This window comes from Paracoccus sp. PAMC 22219, from assembly GCF_000787695.1.
GTDB lineage: Bacteria > Pseudomonadota > Alphaproteobacteria > Rhodobacterales > Rhodobacteraceae > Paracoccus.
The window spans coordinates 1-16,139 of sequence record NZ_BBPH01000184.1 but is presented as its reverse complement, the minus strand read 5'-3'; the positions used below and the strand labels follow the sequence as shown (position 1 = coordinate 16,139).

The following is a 16,139-nucleotide window of genomic DNA, read 5'->3' as shown; positions in this document are numbered from 1 at the left end:
CACGGCACCGCCCCGCCGACCCCCGCGACGGCAACCAGCGCCAGTCCGGGCAGCAATCCGATGGCGCCCGCCCCCACGGCGGGGCCAAGCGAGTTCGCGACGTCGTTCGCCCCGATCGCCATGCCCAGCCAAGCCGCGACCACCAGCCCCGCCCCGATGGCCAGCACGCCGGGGGCCGCGCCCGACAGGGCCATGACCATCAGCAGCCCGCCGACCAGCGCCAGCACCGCCAGACCCAACCGCCAGACGGGGCGAAACGCGTGCATCTGTGCGACCTCGGCATGGCCGATGCGGCCCAGATCCTTGTCCAGCGCGCGGAAACCGGGGCGGTGGGTCATGCCGGGTCAGGCGGCATCGGGACGGTCCAGCGCGGCCAGGATCTGTTTCAGGCCCGGTTCGACCACCATGCGGGCGGCCTCGACCGGGGCGAACCAGCGGCGCTTGCGCTGCCGGTCTTCGGGGAAATGATCGGACAGGCTGTCGACGGACAGCAGATAGACCCGCATCTCGACCGGGACGGCATAGCCCTGGTCCTGTTTCTTGCGGTACCGGAACCGGCCCAGTTCGGACGGGCGGATGCTGCCGCGGACACCGGCTTCCTCCCACGCCTCCTGGGCGGCGGCTCCGGACAGGGTGCGCCCCTCCATCGGCCAGCCCTTGGGGATGACCCATCGCCCGGTGTCGCGGCTGGTGATCAGCAGGACGTTGCCGCTGGCCGGGTCGCGGCAAACCGCGCCGACCTGCATCAACACCGGCCGCCGCCCCAGCAGCAGATCGAGGGTCCGGCGCCAGATGCTCATTCCTCCTCCACCTTGCCGCGCAGCGACTTGACCTCTCCGCGCACGGTCTTGGCCTTCAGGCGGCGGCGCTGGCTGCCCAGGGTGGGGCGGGTGGCGATGCGGCGCTTGGGGGCGACCAGGGCCTGGCGGATCAGGTCAGCCAGCCGTTCGCGGGCCAGTTCGCGGTTGCGCGCCTGGCTGCGGGTTTCCTGGGACAGGATCAGGATCGCCCCGTCCTGCGTCCAGCGTCGCCCGGCCAGCCGCTGCAGCCGGCGCTTGACCGGGTCGGCCAGGCTGGGGGATGTCGCGGCCTCGAACCGCAACTCGACCGCGGTTTCCACCTTGTTCACGTTCTGCCCGCCCGGTCCCTGAGACCGGGTGAACTGTTCGGACAGTTCCCATTCCTGGATGGCGATGGCTTCGGTGACATGCAGCATGACCTTCAGGATATGGCGCGATCCGGGGTCAGTTAAAGCGCAAACCGGTTAATACAGTGTAAATTCCGACCGCTGTCGTCAGATCAGGCGACAAATTTCCTGTTCCGGCCAATGCGCAAAGGGCAGGACCGCGCCGTCCTGGCGGCTGGCGTCCACGCGGGACAGATCGACGGTCGCGCGCACCCATCCCGGCGCGTCCATTTCGCCTTCGGCGATGATCCCGGTTTCCGGCCAGAACCCGTCGGGCGGGCCATAGATCGCGGCGCGGCCCCGATTTTCGTCCAGCGCGGGCATCCAGTCGCAGGGGCCGACGGTGGGTGCCTGGACCACGACGCACTGGCTTTCCAGCGCGCGGGCCATCGCGCCAATGCGCACCCGGCTGAACCCCGCGACCGTATCGGTACAGCTGGGCACCAGCAGGATCTGCGCCCCGGCCTGCGCCAGCACCCGCCCCAACAGCGGAAATTCGCAGTCATAGCAGATCAGGATGCCAATCCGCCCCAGCGCCGTGTCCAGGATCCGCAGGCCGGGGGCGCCGGTGACGTGCCATTCCTCGCGTTCGAACCGGGTCATGATCTGCTTGTCCTGGTGGCCGATCACCCCGCCGGGGCCGTACAGGACCGCGCGGTTGGTCGGGCGCGCGCCGTCGAAGACCGGCCCCGACGCGCCAAGGATGTGACAGCCGTGCCGCGCCGCCAGATCGACATGCAGCGCCCGGACCCGCGGGCCCAGCGCCGCCACGGCATGCAGGCTGGCCTCCAGATCGCCGGCGACGTTGCGCCCGGACAGGGATGCCAGCTCCATCGCGCCGTATTCGGGGAAGACCAACAGATCGGCATCAGCATCGGAGACCCACCGTGCCAGCTTGGCGGCATAGGCGTCGAAGCTGTCGAACCAGTCGATCGGATAGGCGGCGGCGGCGATCTTCACAGCGGTTTCATCCAGAATTGCAGGGTCTTTTCGGTCTCGGTGGCCTGGCCCAGGTCCTTCCAGGCGAACTGCGCGACGACGCCCGGCAGGGGCGCATAGCCGCGCTTGCGCCAGAACGCGTCCAGCGGCCAGTAATCCGCGGGGCGCATCGGGTGGTCCGCGGGGCGGATCACGCTGCAGAAGGCCGACCAGCGTGCCCCCAAAGCGCGGGCGTGATCCTCGCGCGCGTCAAAGAACGCGTGTCCCAGACCGTGCCCGCGATAGGTGCGCAGCAGCACCGATTCGGCGCAGTAGAAGATGTCGGACAGCGGTTCGGGGCGATCCGCAAAGGCCGCGCCGAAATCGGCGGCATGGTCGGACATCGGCGCGCCGGTCGCGGCGCCCACGATCCGGTCCCCGTCCACCGCGGCGACCACGACCGCGCCCGGCGACTGATACGCGCGCAGATAGTCGCGTTCATAATCGGCATCCCCGTCATACAGGTACGGCCAGTCGCGGAACACATCGATGCGCAGGCGCGCCACGTCGGGCAGCGCGTCAGCCAGCGCATCGCCGGTCAGGACGCGGACCGCGACGCTCATGCGCCGACCTGGGCCATCCAGTCGGCCAGGTTGTAATAGGTGGTGACCCGCGCAATGCGGCCGTCGCGGATGGTGAAGAACGCGCCCGCGGGCAGGCGATAGGTCTGGCCGTTGGCCGGCGGCAGGCCGGGATCGGTCTTCAGATAGGTGCCGTTCACCACGAATTCCGCCGCGGCGCGGTCGCCCGCGTCATTGGCCATGATGACCATGTCGGTCAGGTTTTCGCGATAGCTTTCGGTCATGTGGGCGTTGAATTCCGCAAACAGCGCGCGGCCGCGGCGGATCTTGCCCTCGTTCACGTGGTGCTCGACGTCGTCATGCAGCAGCGCCAGCATGTCGTCGGTGCGCCCTGCGTTGAAGGCGTCGTAATAGGCGGCGATCAGGGCCTTGGCATCCATCGGGCTGTCCTTGCTTTTGCGCAAGGCTAGCGTGCCGGACGCGCGCCGTCACCTGATCCCAAGGTCCGAGGGAACCAATCCGGCCCCGGCGGCCTTGAAAAACGGTTTGAACCTGTTAGCGCTGATGCAGACAGGAACCGGAGGACTTCATGGACAATCGCGATCAGCTGGGCAAGCGCGAGATCACCTGCTTCAAGGCTTATGACGTGCGCGGAGAGCTGGGCAAGAACCTGGACGCGGACGTCGCCTATCGCATCGGTCGCGCCTTTGCGCAGGCGCGCGGCGCCAAGCGCGTGGTCGTGGGTCGCGACAGCCGCGAGACCTCGCCCGAACTGGCCGCGGCGCTGATCGAGGGCCTGACCGACGGCGGCGCCGACGTGCTGGACCTGGGGCTGGCCGGCACCGAGGAGGTGTATTTCCACACCGGCAACCAGGACACCGACGGCGGGATCGAGGTCACGGCCTCGCACAATCCGATCAACTACAACGGCATGAAGATCGTGGGTCGCGGCTCGGCGCCGCTGGACCCGGCGACCGAACTGCCGCCGATCATCGATCTGGCGACCAACGGCGAATTCGCCCCGGCGACCAAGGGCACCGTCACCGATTTCAGCCATGCCCGCGCGGAGTACGCGTCCCGCATGGCCGATTTCGTCGATGTGGCCGCCCTGCGCCCGATGAAGATCGTGGTGAATGCCGGCAACGGCACCGCCGGCCCGACCTTTGACGCCATCGCCGCGGAGCTGGAACGTCGCGGCGCGCCGCTGACCTTCGTGCGCATGCACCACAACGTCGACAGCAGCTTCCCGAACGGCATCCCCAATCCGCTGCTGGACGAGAACCAGCCCCCCACCGTCGCCAAGATGGTCGAGGAGAAGGCCGATCTGGGCGTCGCTTGGGACGGCGATTTCGATCGCTGCTTCTTCTTCGACGAGAACGGGCGCTTCATTCCCGGCGAATACATCGTCGGCCTGCTGGGCGCGGCCTTCCTTGAGAAATCGCCCGGCGAGAAGATCGTGCACGACCCCCGCGTGATCATGAACACCCGCGCGATGATCCAGGAAGCCGGTGGAGAGGCCGTGGTGTCCAAGACCGGCCACGCCTTCATCAAGCGCAAGATGCGCGATGTCAGCGCGATCTATGGCGGAGAGATGTCGGCGCACCATTACTTCCGCGATTTCTATTACTGCGACAGCGGCATGATCCCGTGGCTGCTGATGATCGAACTGCTGTCCCGCAAGGGCATGACCCTGGCCGAGATGCTGGAGGAGCGGATGCGCCTGTATCCGTCGTCCGGAGAGACGAACTATACCATCTCGGACCCCGATGCGGCGATCGCGCGCCTGATCGACACCTACGAGCCGCAGGCCGACAGCCGTGACGATCTGGACGGGGTGTCGCTGGATTTCGGAAAATGGCGGTTCAACCTGCGCAAGTCGAACACCGAACCGGTGGTGCGCCTGAACGTCGAATCCGACGGCGACGCGGCGCTGGTGCGCGAAAAGCAGGCCGAACTGGCGGCCCTGCTGAAGGCATAATGGGTTGGCGGGCCGAAAGGCCCGCCAATCTCAGTCCGAAAACCCGAAGGCGATGTAATCGCGCAGATATGCTTGCCGCGCGGCCTGCAACAGCGCCTTGTCGCGCAGGAAATCGGGCATCGGCTGGACCTTCAGGTCCGACAGACGCGCGTCGTCGACGCCAGCCGCGCGGGCCAGGGCGGGCAGTTCCTCGGCAATGCGGTCCTCGCGGATCAGCATGTCGGGGCTGGCCACGCGGCTGAACCCGGCGATCACCTCGGACTGGCTGGCCCATCCGGCATGGGTCGGCAACGTCGTCTGGCCGTTCAGGTTGCGTTTCAGGAACGCCAGGAACTGCGCGAACAGGTCAAGCTGCGCCTGACGGTCCAGCCCCGCCAGCGCCGCGTCGGCGGGCAGCGCGACGCGATGCACGTCGCGCATCAACTGGCGCAGTTCGGGGCGGCTGTCGGTCAGCAGCTGGCGGAACGCCGTCCAGGCGCGGTGCAGCGGGTGGCGTAGCACCGCAAAGCTGCGATGGCCAGGATGCTGGCGTTTCCACTGGCGCAGGCTGGTCTGGGTGAAATCCCCCGACACCGCACCCAGCGTCGCCATCCAGTCGCGCACCGCATCGCCCGGCCCGCAGCGGACCGGCATGAAGATCAGCCCGTGCCCAGCCTCGGCCGCCGAAAAGCTGGGCACGGACGGGCCGCGGCGCGGTTCGAAATTCGGGATGCGACGCAGCATGAACGGATCGATCTGCGCCAGATCCGCCTGCATGTCGTCGAAATTGCGCACCTTATCGGCCAGTTCGCGTGGGTTCTGGGGCACCTGGTCGCTGGCGGGTTCGACCCGCGCGATGTCGGTGCGGCCCAGCCAGTGGACCAGCCCGGTCATCACCTCGGCGTCGCGCAGATCCTCGTATCCCAGCCAGAAGGCGGTCTGTCCGGTCACCTGCAGCCGGTGCATCACGCGCAGCTGGAACCGTTCGACCGCCGCGATCATGTCGCGGAATAGCGGCCCGTCATAGGTGATGGCGGCGGGGATCGGGGTCTCCGTCTCGTTCAGCTTCCACTGGTTCGTCTCGCGCGCGAGCTGGGTCGAGACATAGCTGTCCAGCGGGTTGCGCGTCAGCACGATCTTGGCGCATTCGGGGTCGTGCATGATCGCGTCAAAGACCCGCGGATCGTGGTCGTGGAAATAGCGGAACCCCGGCAGGTGGCCGGGCCTGTCGAACAGCTTGTCCAGCAGGACCATCGGATCGGCCTCGCGCGCCGCGCGGGTGACGCCCTGCAATTCGTCCTTGTCAGGCCAGCCCATCATGTAGGGGTTGAACGCCTCGCCAAAGCAGGTGACGCCCCGCAGCGCGTTCAGCGTCGCCTCCAGCAGGTTCGAGCCCGTGCGCATCTCGGCGAAGATGACAAAGCGGCGGAACGGAACGGTCATTCGGCGGCGGTCCTTTCAGGCAGGGGGATTTCCGGCATGGGCAGGCCGTCGCCGGACATGCGCGGACGCAGCCCGGAATTGCGCAGCCGCCGCAGCAGTTCGGGCAACCCGTGCAGGTCGCGCATCTGCGGCATGTCGGTGGGCGCGTCCGCCAGGCGCGGCAGATGGGCCAGCGACTGGAACAGCATCTCCTGGGGGCGGGCCAGGAAATCGGTCAGTTCGTGAACATGCACGCGCGCCTTGACCCAGACCGAATTCAGCACGTCCATCTGCTTGATCTCGGCCCGCTGCAGCAGGGCTGTGACGCGGCGGATATCGTCGAACGGCATGTCGGAGGCCAGCAACGGCAGCATCCAGGCCCCGGTGACCACGTGGATATGCGCGTTCGGATCGGTGGCGATGAACCAGTTCAGCGCCTGATTGTCGCGCGGGCTGAACTGGAACGCCTGCATCCGCGTGGTGATGCGGATCAGCGCGGTCAGAAACCCGTGCGGGTCGCGGTCGCGGATCAGCGTGCTGGACGAGATCGCCCCCGGCCCGATCTGGGGGCGGCCGCCAAACTCGACCGTCTCGGGGCCCAGCAGGTGGCCGTGGACATCGGCGTCGACCTGCGCGGTCAGCCATCTCTCGAAGCCGGGAAAGATGTCGGAGAAGCCCTGGAACACCGCATAGGGGGCCGATGTCTTGCCGTTTTCGGCGTCCTTGCGCGGAAAGCGTGACTGCATGTACAGGCCCGGCCGGCCCAGCAGGCGGCGGCGGACGGTGCGGTTGATCAGGCGCTCGATCCGCTGGGGCTGGGGCGCGGACAGGTCGGGACGCGCGCCGGCCGGACGCGGGAAATGCGCCAACAGACGCGCCGCCTCGGGCCAGACCTTGCGCGCCACGAAGCAGCGCGATTCCTCCAACATCAGGGCGTGGTCGTCGTACAGCTGATAGGGTCGCCCGTCATGGTCGAACTTGGCCAAGGTCAGCGAATGGCTTTCGATGCGGGTCGCATGGCGCCGGGCCAGTGTCTGGAAATAGCTTTCGTCCGGGATCCAGACCATGCGGAAATAGCGGTCGAATTCGGCCCGGCGCGGATCGTCCAGGATGGCGCGCAGCGTGACCGCCGTCAGGCACCACCATTGCGCACCCAGATGCGGGGTCAGCCCCTTGGGCAGCCTGCGACGGATGCCCAGACGGCGTTGCCAGTCGGTCAGGCGGTCGAACAGCCAGCGCCGCCTGCGCCAGTCCAGCGGGTAGAACAGGGTAAAGCGTTCCTCGTTCAGCCCGCCGACGGTCCAGCCGACATCGATGGCGCTGACGCTTTCGATATGGTCGCGGTCGGGATCCTGCGCCAGGAACGCCGTCAGGTCGCGCACCGGGCGCAGCGGCAGGCAGGCCCCGGACGCCAGATAGACATGGGTGATGTCGGCAAAGCTGTCCAGCAGCAGCCGGGCCGCGTCCTGGGTGGCGCGCACCAGGCTGAAGCCGCCCCAGGCGCAGGTGTGGCGGTGCGACCAGACGATGCCGGGCAGATCGGACAGTTCGACCTGCATCCGCGCCACCGACCGGGCCGAGGCCTTGGCATCGACATGGATCGCCACCCGCGCGCCGCCCTGGACCCAGATCCGCGCCATGTGGGCCGCCACGTCCAGACGCGCATGGCACAGCAGCACGACCCCCAGCCTGACGCGGCGCACCTCCACCGGGCCCGTCACGCCCAGTTCCCCCGAGAGATCAGCCCCAGATCCTCCAACTGGCGCCAGTCGGCATATTCGCGCGATTCGCTGCACCACAGGTCGGTGCCGCCGCGCAGCCCGGCATGGTAGGCCTTGTATTCCTTGCTGTTGGCGTAGTGCTGGCGGCGGTCCAGTTCCTCGGCGGACTTGTCGGCAAAGGTGGACAGGAACTTGGCGTGCAGCAGGCAGCCGGACGCCATCTCTCCGCCGCCCTCGTCATAGACCATGTTCAGATGGCGCGGCAGCAGCATGTGGGTGGAACTGACATAGGCATAGCGCCAGTCCCACTTGACCAGCGGCGTCTTGTTCAGCGCCGGGCCGGACAGGGGGTCGGCGGTAAAGAACTTGCGCGTGCGCGGGCCGCCCTGGATCCACAGGTTGCCGTAATAGGGGTTCTTGCTGATCGTATAGTTCGCCGGATCGAACCAGCGGGCGATGGAGAACGGGTCCGTCCCCTCCTCATAGGGTTCGTCCTCGATATGGCCGCGGGGGTACATGTCCAGCAGCATGGCCGGAAAGCTGCGCCGGCCCGACGCCTCCAACCAGTCGGTCAGGGCGGGCAGCGGGCGCGAATCGCAATGCGGATAGATCAGGAACTCGTCCGGGTCGATGGTCAGGCACCAATGCCCGTGGCCGTATTTCGCCAGCAGCCGGTTGATCCAGTCCATCCCGAACCGCGACCGCTTGTAGCCGGCATTGGTCCACCACAGCGACACGTCGGGCTGTTCGGCCAGGTAATTGCCGCTGCCGTCATCGCTGTCGTTGTTCACGAACAGAAAATGATTCACGCCCAGGTTGCGGTAATAGTTCAGGAAGAACGGCAGCCGCACCCGTTCGTTGCGCATGGTCACCAGCGCCAGGATGTCGTTCTTGCGGATCTGGGCGGTGCGGTTGACAACGGGCCGCAAGGCGCGCCGCCTGTTGAAGGCGCGCGCGATCAGATACTGCCGTTCGGCCCTGCGGCGCAGGCGGTCGGGGATCGGGATCCGGCCCATGCGCATCACGCGGACCGGGGATCGGCAGGAAATGTGCGGCGCGACGTCATGCCCTAGCAATGTGCAGGACGCCCCGTTTTGGCAAGCCCATTCAACGCCTGGATGAATGCGGCCAGTCGCCTGTGCCCATCAGGCCAAGGTCGACCAGCTGCCGCCACCCTGCATATCGCACCGATTCCGGGCCGTGCATCCGTGGCCCCGCGGCCACCGCGCGGTGATAGGCGGCATAGGCGTCGGGGTCCGCGAAATGCTGGCGGCGGCCCAACTCCTCGTGCGACTTGGCGACGATGTCGGGCAGGAACTTGCCGTGCAGCAGCGCCCCCGACAACCGCGCGTCGCCCGGCCCGTCATAGATCAGGTTCAACCGCGGCGGCAGGACCGAATGGGTCGAATTCACATAGACCTGTCGCCCGGTCCAGCGCATCAGCGGCAGCTTGTTCATCGTGGGCGCGCGGCGCGGGACGTCGGCAAAGAACACCCGGTCGCGCACACCGCCCTGCAACCACAGGTTCTGGCGCGGCATCATCCGGCTGGACCGCCACGGCCCGGCGTCGAACCACGGCAGGCGGTCGGTCAGGGGTGCCCCCTCGGGCGCATCGGCGGTGCCCAGCGGCCCCGACGGGTACAGGTCCAGCATCACCGCCCCCAGCCCCGGTTGTTTGATGCGGTCCAGATGGGCCGTCAGATCGGGCAGCGGCCGGGTGTCGTGATGGGGATAGACCAGCAGCTCGTCCGCATCGACGGTCGCGCACCAATGCCCCCGCCCGAACCGCCACAGCAGCGCGCCCGCCCAGTCCAGCCCGAACCGCGCTTCGCGATAGCTGGCATCGCAGCGCCACAGCGACACGTCGGACTGGGCGGCCAAAAGACGATTCGACCCGTCCGTGCCGGCATTGTCGACGATCAGGAAATGCGCGACCCCCAGGCGACGGTAGTGGTCCAGAAACCCCGGCAGATGCGCGATCTCGTTGCGCAGGGTGGTCACGGCCAGAATGTCGGCGGGGCGGATGGCGCCGGTGCGATCGGCCACCGGTTGCAGCAGATGGCGCGCCCTGAGGGCGCGCCAGATCAGTTCACGGCGTTTCCAGCGCAGGCGATAGGCCTGCCACGCCGCGCGCGGGGTCACCGCTTGTAATCGCCCGTCTGGTGCCAGCGCCAAGCATCGGCGATCATCTGCGGCATGGTCGAGCGGTCGGGCGACCAGCCCAGCTCGGCCTTGGCCCGCGTGCTGCCGCAGACCAGCTTGACCGCGTCGCCGCCCCGGCGCGGACCGTCCAGCATCGGCACCTCGCGGTTGGTGATGGCGCGCGTGGCATTGACGACCTCACGGACCGAGAAACCGTCCCCGGTGCCCAGGCAGAACACCCGGCTTTCGCGCCCCGCCCGCAGCCACTCCAGACCCTTCACATGCGCATCGACCAGATCCATCACGTGGACATAGTCGCGGATGCAGGTGCCGTCGGCGGTGGGATAGTCGGTGCCGTGGATGGTCAGCGCCGCGCGCTTGCCATCGACCGCATCCAGGATCAGCGGAATCAAATGCGTCTCGGGCCGGTGGAATTCACCGACCTGGCCATCGGGATCGGCGCCCGCCACGTTGAAATACCGAAAGATCACCGAACGCAGCCCGTGGGCCGCGCCGAAATCCGTCAGCATGTCTTCGATCGCGCGCTTCGATGCGCCATAGGCGTTCAGCGGCGCCTGCGGGGTGTCCTCGTCCAAGATCTCTCCGTCGCGGTCGCCATAGGTCGCGCAGGTCGAGCTGAAGACGAAATCCAGACAGCCTGCAGCCACCGCCGCCTCGATCAGGTTCAGCGACCCGGCGACGTTGTTGCGCCAGTAAAGGCCCGGTTCGGCCATCGCCTCTCCGACCTGCGACAGGGCCGCGAAATGCAGAACCGCCACCGGGCGGTGTTCGGCAAAGGCCGCGTCAAGGGCAGCGCGGTCCATCAGGTCGGCCTCGACCACCGGACCGAACTTGACAGCATCGCGCCAGCCGGTGGAGAAATTGTCCAGCGTGACGGGGGTGAACCCCGCCGCCGCCAATGCCTTGCAGGCGTGCGAGCCGATATAGCCCGCGCCGCCCGTCACCAGAACCGTGTCCGACATGAATTATTCGGCCGCCCGGCGCATGGACATCACCTCGTGCAGGTATTCGGCGAACTCGTCCTTCAGCTCGTCGCGCTCCAGGCCAAAGGCCACGGTCGCCTGCAGGAAGCCCGCCTTGGAACCGCAATCGAAGCGCTGGCCGCGGAAGCGCAGGCCGAACACGTCGCGTCCCGCCTGGATCTCCTCGGCGATGGCGTCGGTCAGCTGGATCTCGCCACCGGCGCCCTGCTTCAGCTTGTTCAGGTTCTTCATGACCGTCGGCGCCAGGATATAGCGGCCGATCACCGCCAGGTTCGACGGTTGCGTGCCGGTGGCGGGTTTCTCGACCATGCCCTTGGCACGGACGATCGCGCCCATGTCCTCGGCCACGTCCAGAACGCCATAGGCCTTGGCCTTGTCGGGCGCGACCTCCATCGTGGCGACCATGCTGCCGCCGGTCTCGCCATAGGCTTCGATCATCTGCTGCAGGCAGGGGGGCTCGCCCTGGATGACGTCGTCTGTCAGCACCACGGCAAAGGGTTCATCGTCGGACAGCAGGCGACGCGCACACCAGACCGCATGGCCCAGGCCCAACGCCTTGTGCTGGCGGATATAGGCGATGGCACCCGAATCCATGTTGGTGGCGCGCAGAATCTCCAGCAGCTCGGTCTTGCCGGCTTTCTTCAGGCTGGATTCCAGCTCGTGCGCGTGGTCGAAGTAATCCTCAAGCGAGCCCTTGCCGCGCGAGGTCACGAAGATGAATTCCTTGATCCCGGCCGCACGCGCCTCGTCGATGGCGTACTGGATCAGCGGCTTGTCGACCAGCGACAGCATTTCCTTGGGGATGCTTTTGGTGGTGGGCAGAAATCGTGTCCCCAAACCGGCGACTGGAAAAATGGCTTTCGTGACCTTGCGACCCATGACGGATACCTTTTGTATGGTTCGGTGGGCGCAGACCCACCGCAATGGCGTCGATGCCTAGTGCAGCAGCGACATTGACTTCAATGGGCAGGTTATTCCCTCGGCAGCTTGTCGCCAAGCAATTGTCGGGGATTTGCTGCATATTCACAAAGATTAAGCGCTGCTCGGGCAGCCGATCACATCATCGCCATGTCCTGCATCATCTGTTCCAGACGCGGAACATCCTGCGGATTGTTTAGTTCCCAGAACTGCCGTCCGCCGGCCTCGACCTCGACGCAGCGGACGTGGCGGCCGCGTTCCAGGAACCGCAACTGCTCCAGCCCCTCCAGCCGTTCCAGCGCGCCTTCGGGCCAGGTGGCGTATTCCGCCAGCGCCGCGGGGCGATAGGCATAGACGCCTACATGATGAAAAACCGGGCTGGGTGCGTCGGGGGCCACGTCGCCCGGAACGAACGGGATGACCTCCTTGGAGAAGTACAGCGCCCGCCCCTCATGGCCGAACACCGCCGTGGTCCCGCCCACGCGGCCCGCATGGCGATCGGCGATCAGGTCGGCCCGCATCGCCCCGGTGCAGCGCAGGACGGGCGTCGCCACCTGCGCATCCGGGTCCGCCCGCAGACCCGCGACCAGATCCTCGACGAACCAGGCGGGCGTCAGCGGCGCGTCGCCCTGCAGGTTCACGACGATTTCGGGGGTCAGGCCAAGGGTGGCGACCGCCTCGGCGCAGCGTTCGGTGCCGTTGCGGCAATCGGGGCTGGTCATCGCGACCTCGGCGCCAAAGGCGCGCGCGTGGTCGCGGATGCGGTCGTCGTCGGTGGCCACGATCACCCGGTCGATGCCCCGCACGCCGATGGCCGCGTCCCAGCTGCGCCGGATCAGGCTGCGTGCCTGACCGCCCGCGCCGCGCAGTTCGACCAGCGGCTTGCCCGGAAAGCGGGTCGAGGCAAAGCGGGCGGGAATGACGATGACGACCGACATGTTATTCCTTCACCAGCAGGACGCCCGGCGCATAGGCGATGAAGAACGGGTTCTCGAACCCCGGCTTGCCATAGGCCAGCGGGCTGTGATCGTCGAACCGCACGACCTCTCCGCCGGCACCGCGCAGCACGGCGTCGCCCGCCGCGGTGTCCCATTCCATCGTCCGGCCCAGGCGCGGATACAGATCCGCCTCGCCCGTGGCGACCAGACAGAATTTCAGCGAGCTGCCCGCGCTGGTCATGTCGCGCACGCCATAGCGGTCGATATAGGCGTCGGTGGCCGCGTCGCGATGCGACTTGGACGCCACGACCATCAGGCCGCGGTTGTCGGGCATCGGGTTCACGCCGATGGGGCGGGTTTCTCCGGGCGCCTCGCCAAAGGGGCCCGTCTCCTCGACCGACCGCCCGTCGGCGGTGGTATAGAACAGCCGCCCCTTGGCCGGGGCATAGACGATGCCGCGCACCGGCACGCCGTCCTGGACATAGGCGATGTTGACGGTGAAATCGCCGCGCCGCTGCACGAATTCCTTGGTCCCGTCCAGCGGGTCCACGATCAGGAAGGTCCGCAGGGTCTGGCCATGCGTGTCGGCCTGTTCCTCGGTCACCAGCGGGATGTCCGGGAACGCCTCGCGCAGCCCGGCCGAGATCAGCGCATCGGCGGCCTCGTCCGCGGCGGTGACGGGCGAATCATCGGACTTTGACCGGACGTCGAAATCGTCGGCCTGATAGATCTGCATGATCCGGTCGCCCGCCTGCAGGGCCAGGCGCCGCATTTCGGTGATCAGTCGGTCGAATTGCATTCACTTTCCTTTCCCTGCCAGAGGCCTGCGGCCGCTGCCCGATTGTGCGGGGGTCCTGCGCCTCTTATGATGCGCCAAGGGTCCATCGGCAAGCGCCGGGCCGCCAGTGACGGAGCATCGCCCCTTGTTCAAGCAGCGCCAGAACCGCAACCTGTTCCAGGCCGCCTTCACCACCTTCGCGCTGATCTATCACCAGACGGTGTACAATCTGCGCACCGAACACCGCAACGCGGTGCTGGGCCTGGTCATGACGATGATGCAAAGCGTCGTCTTCGTGGTGGTGTTTTTGGGCATGTACACCCTGATCGGCATCGGCGGGTCGCAGATCCGCGGGGATTTCCTGCTGTACATCATGTCGGGGATCTTCATCTTCATGCTGCACGTGCAGGCCGTGGGCGCGGTCGCGGGCAGCCATTCGGTGTCGTCGGGCATCATCAAGCACGAACCGCTGAACGCGGCTGTGCTGATCTCAGGGGCGGCGCTGGCGGTGCTGTACCGCCAGACGATCAGCTGCCTGGTGATCCTGTCGGTCTATCACATGGTGTTCCAGCCGATCACGATCGAAAGTCCCGTGGGCGCGGGGTCGCTGTTCCTGCTGTCATGGTTCACCGGCTGCGCCATCGGGTTGATCTTCCTGGGAATCCGGCCCTGGTCGCCGCAGGCCTGCAAGGTGCTGACGATGATCTATCAGCGCGTGAACATGTTCGCGTCGGGCAAGTTCTTCGTCGCCAACATGATCCCCAGCTTCATCCTGCCGTGGTTCGCGTGGAACCCGCTGTTCCACCTGATCGACCAGGAACGCGGCTTTCTGTTCATCAACTATTCGCCCCACCGCACGATGCTGCTCTACCCGCTGTGGTTCGCGATCGCGGCGCTGATGGTCGGGCTGCTGATCAACTTCACCACCCGCAAGTACGAATCCATCAGCTGGAGCGCCGCGCAGTAGCGCCATCGCCCCGGTTTCGCGGGCCAGAACCACCGATTTTGCGCTGCGGCAGTGCTTGCGGGGCTGAATTGCATCCCTATATACACCCCCGAAGCGGTCCGGAGGTTCCGGCCCGTTCGTCAAGGGATCGGGCCTCGGGGGCCGCAACGGACCCGCAGTCCAAGATATCGCCGCAAGAGAAGGTTACACACATATGTCAAAAGTCATCGGCATCGACCTCGGCACCACCAACAGCTGCGTCGCCATCATGGACGGCAGCCAGCCGAAGGTCATCGAGAACAGCGAAGGCGCCCGCACCACGCCCTCGATCGTGGGCTTCAAGGATGGTGAACGCCTGGTCGGCCAGCCCGCCAAGCGCCAGGCCGTGACCAACCCGACCAACACCGTCTTTGCCGTGAAACGCCTGATCGGGCGCCGCATGGGCGACGAGGCCGTCGAAAAGGACCGCAAGATGGTCCCGTTCACCATCGCGGATGGTGGCAACGGCGACGCCTGGGTCGAAGTGCAGGGTGAGAAATACTCCCCCGCGCAGGTCAGCGCGATGATCCTTCAGAAGATGAAGGAAACCGCGGAATCCTATCTGGGCGAGCCCGTGACCCAGGCTGTGATCACCGTTCCGGCCTATTTCAACGACGCCCAGCGCCAGGCCACCAAGGATGCGGGCAAGATCGCCGGCCTTGAAGTGCTGCGCATCATCAACGAGCCGACCGCGGCAGCCCTGGCCTATGGCCTGGACAAGAAGGAAACCAAGACGATCGCGGTCTATGACCTCGGCGGCGGTACCTTCGACATCACCATCCTGGAGATCGACGACGGCCTGTTCGAGGTGAAGTCGACGAACGGCGACACCTTCCTGGGTGGCGAAGATTTCGACATGCGGATCGTGAACTATCTGGCCGACGAGTTCAAAAAGGAACACGGCGTCGATCTGTCCAAGGACAAGATGGCCCTGCAGCGCCTGAAGGAAGCTGCGGAAAAGGCCAAGATCGAGCTGTCGTCGTCCAGCCAGACCGAGATCAACCAGCCGTTCATCAGCATGGACAAGGACAGCGGCACGCCCCTGCACCTGGTCGTCAAGCTGACGCGCTCCAAGCTGGAAAGCCTGGTCGCCGACCTGATCAAGCGCACCATCAAGCCGTTGCAGGACGCGCTGAAGGATGCAGGCTGCTCGAAATCCGACATCGACGAAGTCGTTCTGGTCGGCGGCATGACCCGCATGCCCAAGGTCGTGGCCGAGGTCACCGACTTCTTCGGCAAAGAGCCCCACAAGGGCGTGAACCCCGACGAGGTCGTGGCCCTGGGCGCCGCCATCCAGGCCGGCGTGCTGCAGGGTGACGTCAAGGACGTCGTGCTGCTGGACGTGACGCCGCTGTCGCTGGGCATCGAGACGCTGGGTGGCGTGTTCACCCGCCTGATCGACCGCAACACGACCATCCCGACCAAGAAGAGCCAGATCTTCTCGACCGCCGAGGACAACCAGGGCGCCGTGACGATCCGCGTGTTCCAGGGCGAGCGCGAGATGGCCGCGGACAACAAGATGCTGGGCCAGTTCAACCTGGAGCACATCCCGCCGGCGCCGCGTGGCATGCCCCAGATCGAGGTGACCT

16 protein-coding genes and 1 pseudogene are annotated in these 16,139 nt (G+C 66.7%); 3 read left to right on the top strand and 14 right to left on the bottom strand.

The window, feature by feature from the left end:
- From TY51_RS17490 to TY51_RS17465, 6 genes and pseudogenes are all read right to left on the bottom strand, one after another.
- A pseudogene (locus tag TY51_RS17490) lies at positions 1–338 on the bottom strand (inorganic phosphate transporter); the annotation flags it as partial.
- Between the two features lie 6 nt (positions 339–344).
- On the bottom strand, positions 345–800 hold the full coding sequence (locus tag TY51_RS17485; RefSeq protein ID WP_042252015.1) for an NUDIX hydrolase: 456 nt from the start codon (positions 798–800) through the stop codon (positions 345–347).
- Positions 797–1,216: an alternative ribosome rescue aminoacyl-tRNA hydrolase ArfB gene (gene arfB, locus TY51_RS17480; protein WP_042252012.1), complete on the bottom strand. Its 420-nt coding sequence runs from the start codon at positions 1,214–1,216 to the stop codon at positions 797–799. Before arfB ends, TY51_RS17485 begins: the two co-directional genes overlap by 4 nt.
- A 78-nt stretch (positions 1,217–1,294) precedes the next feature.
- Positions 1,295–2,146, bottom strand: a complete 852-nt coding sequence (locus TY51_RS17475; RefSeq protein WP_042252010.1) for a carbon-nitrogen hydrolase family protein — start codon at positions 2,144–2,146, stop codon at positions 1,295–1,297.
- Positions 2,143–2,727, bottom strand: a complete 585-nt coding sequence (locus tag TY51_RS17470) for a GNAT family N-acetyltransferase (protein WP_042252007.1) — start codon at positions 2,725–2,727, stop codon at positions 2,143–2,145. Before TY51_RS17470 ends, TY51_RS17475 begins: the two co-directional genes overlap by 4 nt.
- Positions 2,724–3,125, bottom strand: coding sequence for a ketosteroid isomerase-related protein (locus TY51_RS17465; protein WP_042252005.1), 402 nt, complete (start codon positions 3,123–3,125; stop codon positions 2,724–2,726). The genes TY51_RS17470 and TY51_RS17465 overlap by 4 nt, the downstream gene beginning before the upstream one ends.
- 149 nt (positions 3,126–3,274) lie before the next feature.
- On the opposite strand from TY51_RS17465, the gene TY51_RS17460 reads away from it, so the two are divergent.
- Positions 3,275–4,663 (top strand): phosphomannomutase/phosphoglucomutase, encoded by a 1,389-nt coding sequence (locus TY51_RS17460; protein WP_042252002.1) that lies wholly within the window; start codon positions 3,275–3,277, stop codon positions 4,661–4,663.
- A 30-nt stretch (positions 4,664–4,693) separates the two neighbouring features.
- Here the strand turns inward: TY51_RS17460 and TY51_RS17455 are convergent, their stop codons facing one another.
- The 8 genes from TY51_RS17455 to cysQ all read right to left on the bottom strand — a co-directional run bounded on the left by TY51_RS17455 (position 4,694) and on the right by cysQ (position 13,586).
- A complete protein-coding gene (locus tag TY51_RS17455) occupies positions 4,694–6,085 on the bottom strand; it encodes a hypothetical protein (protein WP_042251999.1) in 1,392 nt (463 codons plus the stop codon).
- A complete protein-coding gene (locus tag TY51_RS17450; RefSeq protein WP_231559122.1) occupies positions 6,082–7,785 on the bottom strand; it encodes a beta-1,6-N-acetylglucosaminyltransferase in 1,704 nt (567 codons plus the stop codon). The genes TY51_RS17455 and TY51_RS17450 overlap by 4 nt, the downstream gene beginning before the upstream one ends.
- Positions 7,782–8,801 (bottom strand): glycosyltransferase family 2 protein, encoded by a 1,020-nt coding sequence (locus TY51_RS17445; RefSeq protein WP_042252020.1) that lies wholly within the window; start codon positions 8,799–8,801, stop codon positions 7,782–7,784. The genes TY51_RS17450 and TY51_RS17445 overlap by 4 nt, the downstream gene beginning before the upstream one ends.
- 91 nt (positions 8,802–8,892) lie before the next feature.
- Positions 8,893–9,927 carry a glycosyltransferase family 2 protein gene (locus tag TY51_RS17440; RefSeq protein WP_042251997.1) on the bottom strand — a complete coding sequence of 345 codons (1,035 nt, stop codon included), beginning with the start codon at positions 9,925–9,927 and terminating at the stop codon, positions 8,893–8,895.
- Entirely contained in the window at positions 9,924–10,910 is a 987-nt protein-coding gene (gene galE, locus TY51_RS17435) for a UDP-glucose 4-epimerase GalE (protein WP_042251994.1), read from the bottom strand. The genes TY51_RS17440 and galE overlap by 4 nt, the downstream gene beginning before the upstream one ends.
- Positions 10,911–10,913: 3 nt before the next feature.
- Positions 10,914–11,810 carry a UTP--glucose-1-phosphate uridylyltransferase gene (locus tag TY51_RS17430; RefSeq protein ID WP_042251992.1) on the bottom strand — a complete coding sequence of 299 codons (897 nt, stop codon included), beginning with the start codon at positions 11,808–11,810 and terminating at the stop codon, positions 10,914–10,916.
- Positions 11,811–11,986: 176 nt separating this feature from the next.
- Positions 11,987–12,787, bottom strand: a complete 801-nt coding sequence (locus TY51_RS17425) for a 3-deoxy-manno-octulosonate cytidylyltransferase (protein WP_042251989.1) — start codon at positions 12,785–12,787, stop codon at positions 11,987–11,989.
- 1 nt (position 12,788) lies between these two features.
- Positions 12,789–13,586, bottom strand: coding sequence for a 3'(2'),5'-bisphosphate nucleotidase CysQ (gene cysQ / locus TY51_RS17420; RefSeq protein ID WP_042251986.1), 798 nt, complete (start codon positions 13,584–13,586; stop codon positions 12,789–12,791).
- Positions 13,587–13,710: 124 nt separating this feature from the next.
- On the opposite strand from cysQ, the gene TY51_RS17415 reads away from it, so the two are divergent.
- Together TY51_RS17415 and dnaK are read left to right on the top strand one after the other, a co-directional pair.
- Positions 13,711–14,532: an ABC transporter permease gene (locus tag TY51_RS17415; RefSeq protein ID WP_042251983.1), complete on the top strand. Its 822-nt coding sequence runs from the start codon at positions 13,711–13,713 to the stop codon at positions 14,530–14,532.
- 193 nt (positions 14,533–14,725) lie between these two features.
- Positions 14,726–16,139 (top strand): molecular chaperone DnaK (gene dnaK / locus TY51_RS17410; RefSeq protein WP_042251979.1); only part of this gene is annotated, 1,414 nt, incomplete at its 3' end.

What these genes read in the sequence shown, in the direction of transcription:
- TY51_RS17430 (WP_042251992.1), bottom strand. Translation starts at nt 11,810, where the DNA reads ATGGGTCGCAAGGTCACGAAAGCCATTTTTCCAGTCGCCGGTTTGGGG.
- TY51_RS17460 (WP_042252002.1), top strand. Translation starts at nt 3,275, where the DNA reads ATGGACAATCGCGATCAGCTGGGCAAGCGCGAGATCACCTGCTTCAAG.
- TY51_RS17470 (WP_042252007.1), bottom strand. Translation starts at nt 2,727, where the DNA reads ATGAGCGTCGCGGTCCGCGTCCTGACCGGCGATGCGCTGGCTGACGCG.
- TY51_RS17465 (WP_042252005.1), bottom strand. Translation starts at nt 3,125, where the DNA reads ATGGATGCCAAGGCCCTGATCGCCGCCTATTACGACGCCTTCAACGCA.
- galE (WP_042251994.1), bottom strand. Translation starts at nt 10,910, where the DNA reads ATGTCGGACACGGTTCTGGTGACGGGCGGCGCGGGCTATATCGGCTCG.
- TY51_RS17455 (WP_042251999.1), bottom strand. Translation starts at nt 6,085, where the DNA reads ATGACCGTTCCGTTCCGCCGCTTTGTCATCTTCGCCGAGATGCGCACG.
- arfB (WP_042252012.1), bottom strand. Translation starts at nt 1,216, where the DNA reads ATGCTGCATGTCACCGAAGCCATCGCCATCCAGGAATGGGAACTGTCC.
- TY51_RS17445 (WP_042252020.1), bottom strand. Translation starts at nt 8,801, where the DNA reads ATGGGCCGGATCCCGATCCCCGACCGCCTGCGCCGCAGGGCCGAACGG.
- TY51_RS17485 (WP_042252015.1), bottom strand. Translation starts at nt 800, where the DNA reads ATGAGCATCTGGCGCCGGACCCTCGATCTGCTGCTGGGGCGGCGGCCG.
- TY51_RS17425 (WP_042251989.1), bottom strand. Translation starts at nt 12,787, where the DNA reads ATGTCGGTCGTCATCGTCATTCCCGCCCGCTTTGCCTCGACCCGCTTT.
- cysQ (WP_042251986.1), bottom strand. Translation starts at nt 13,586, where the DNA reads ATGCAATTCGACCGACTGATCACCGAAATGCGGCGCCTGGCCCTGCAG.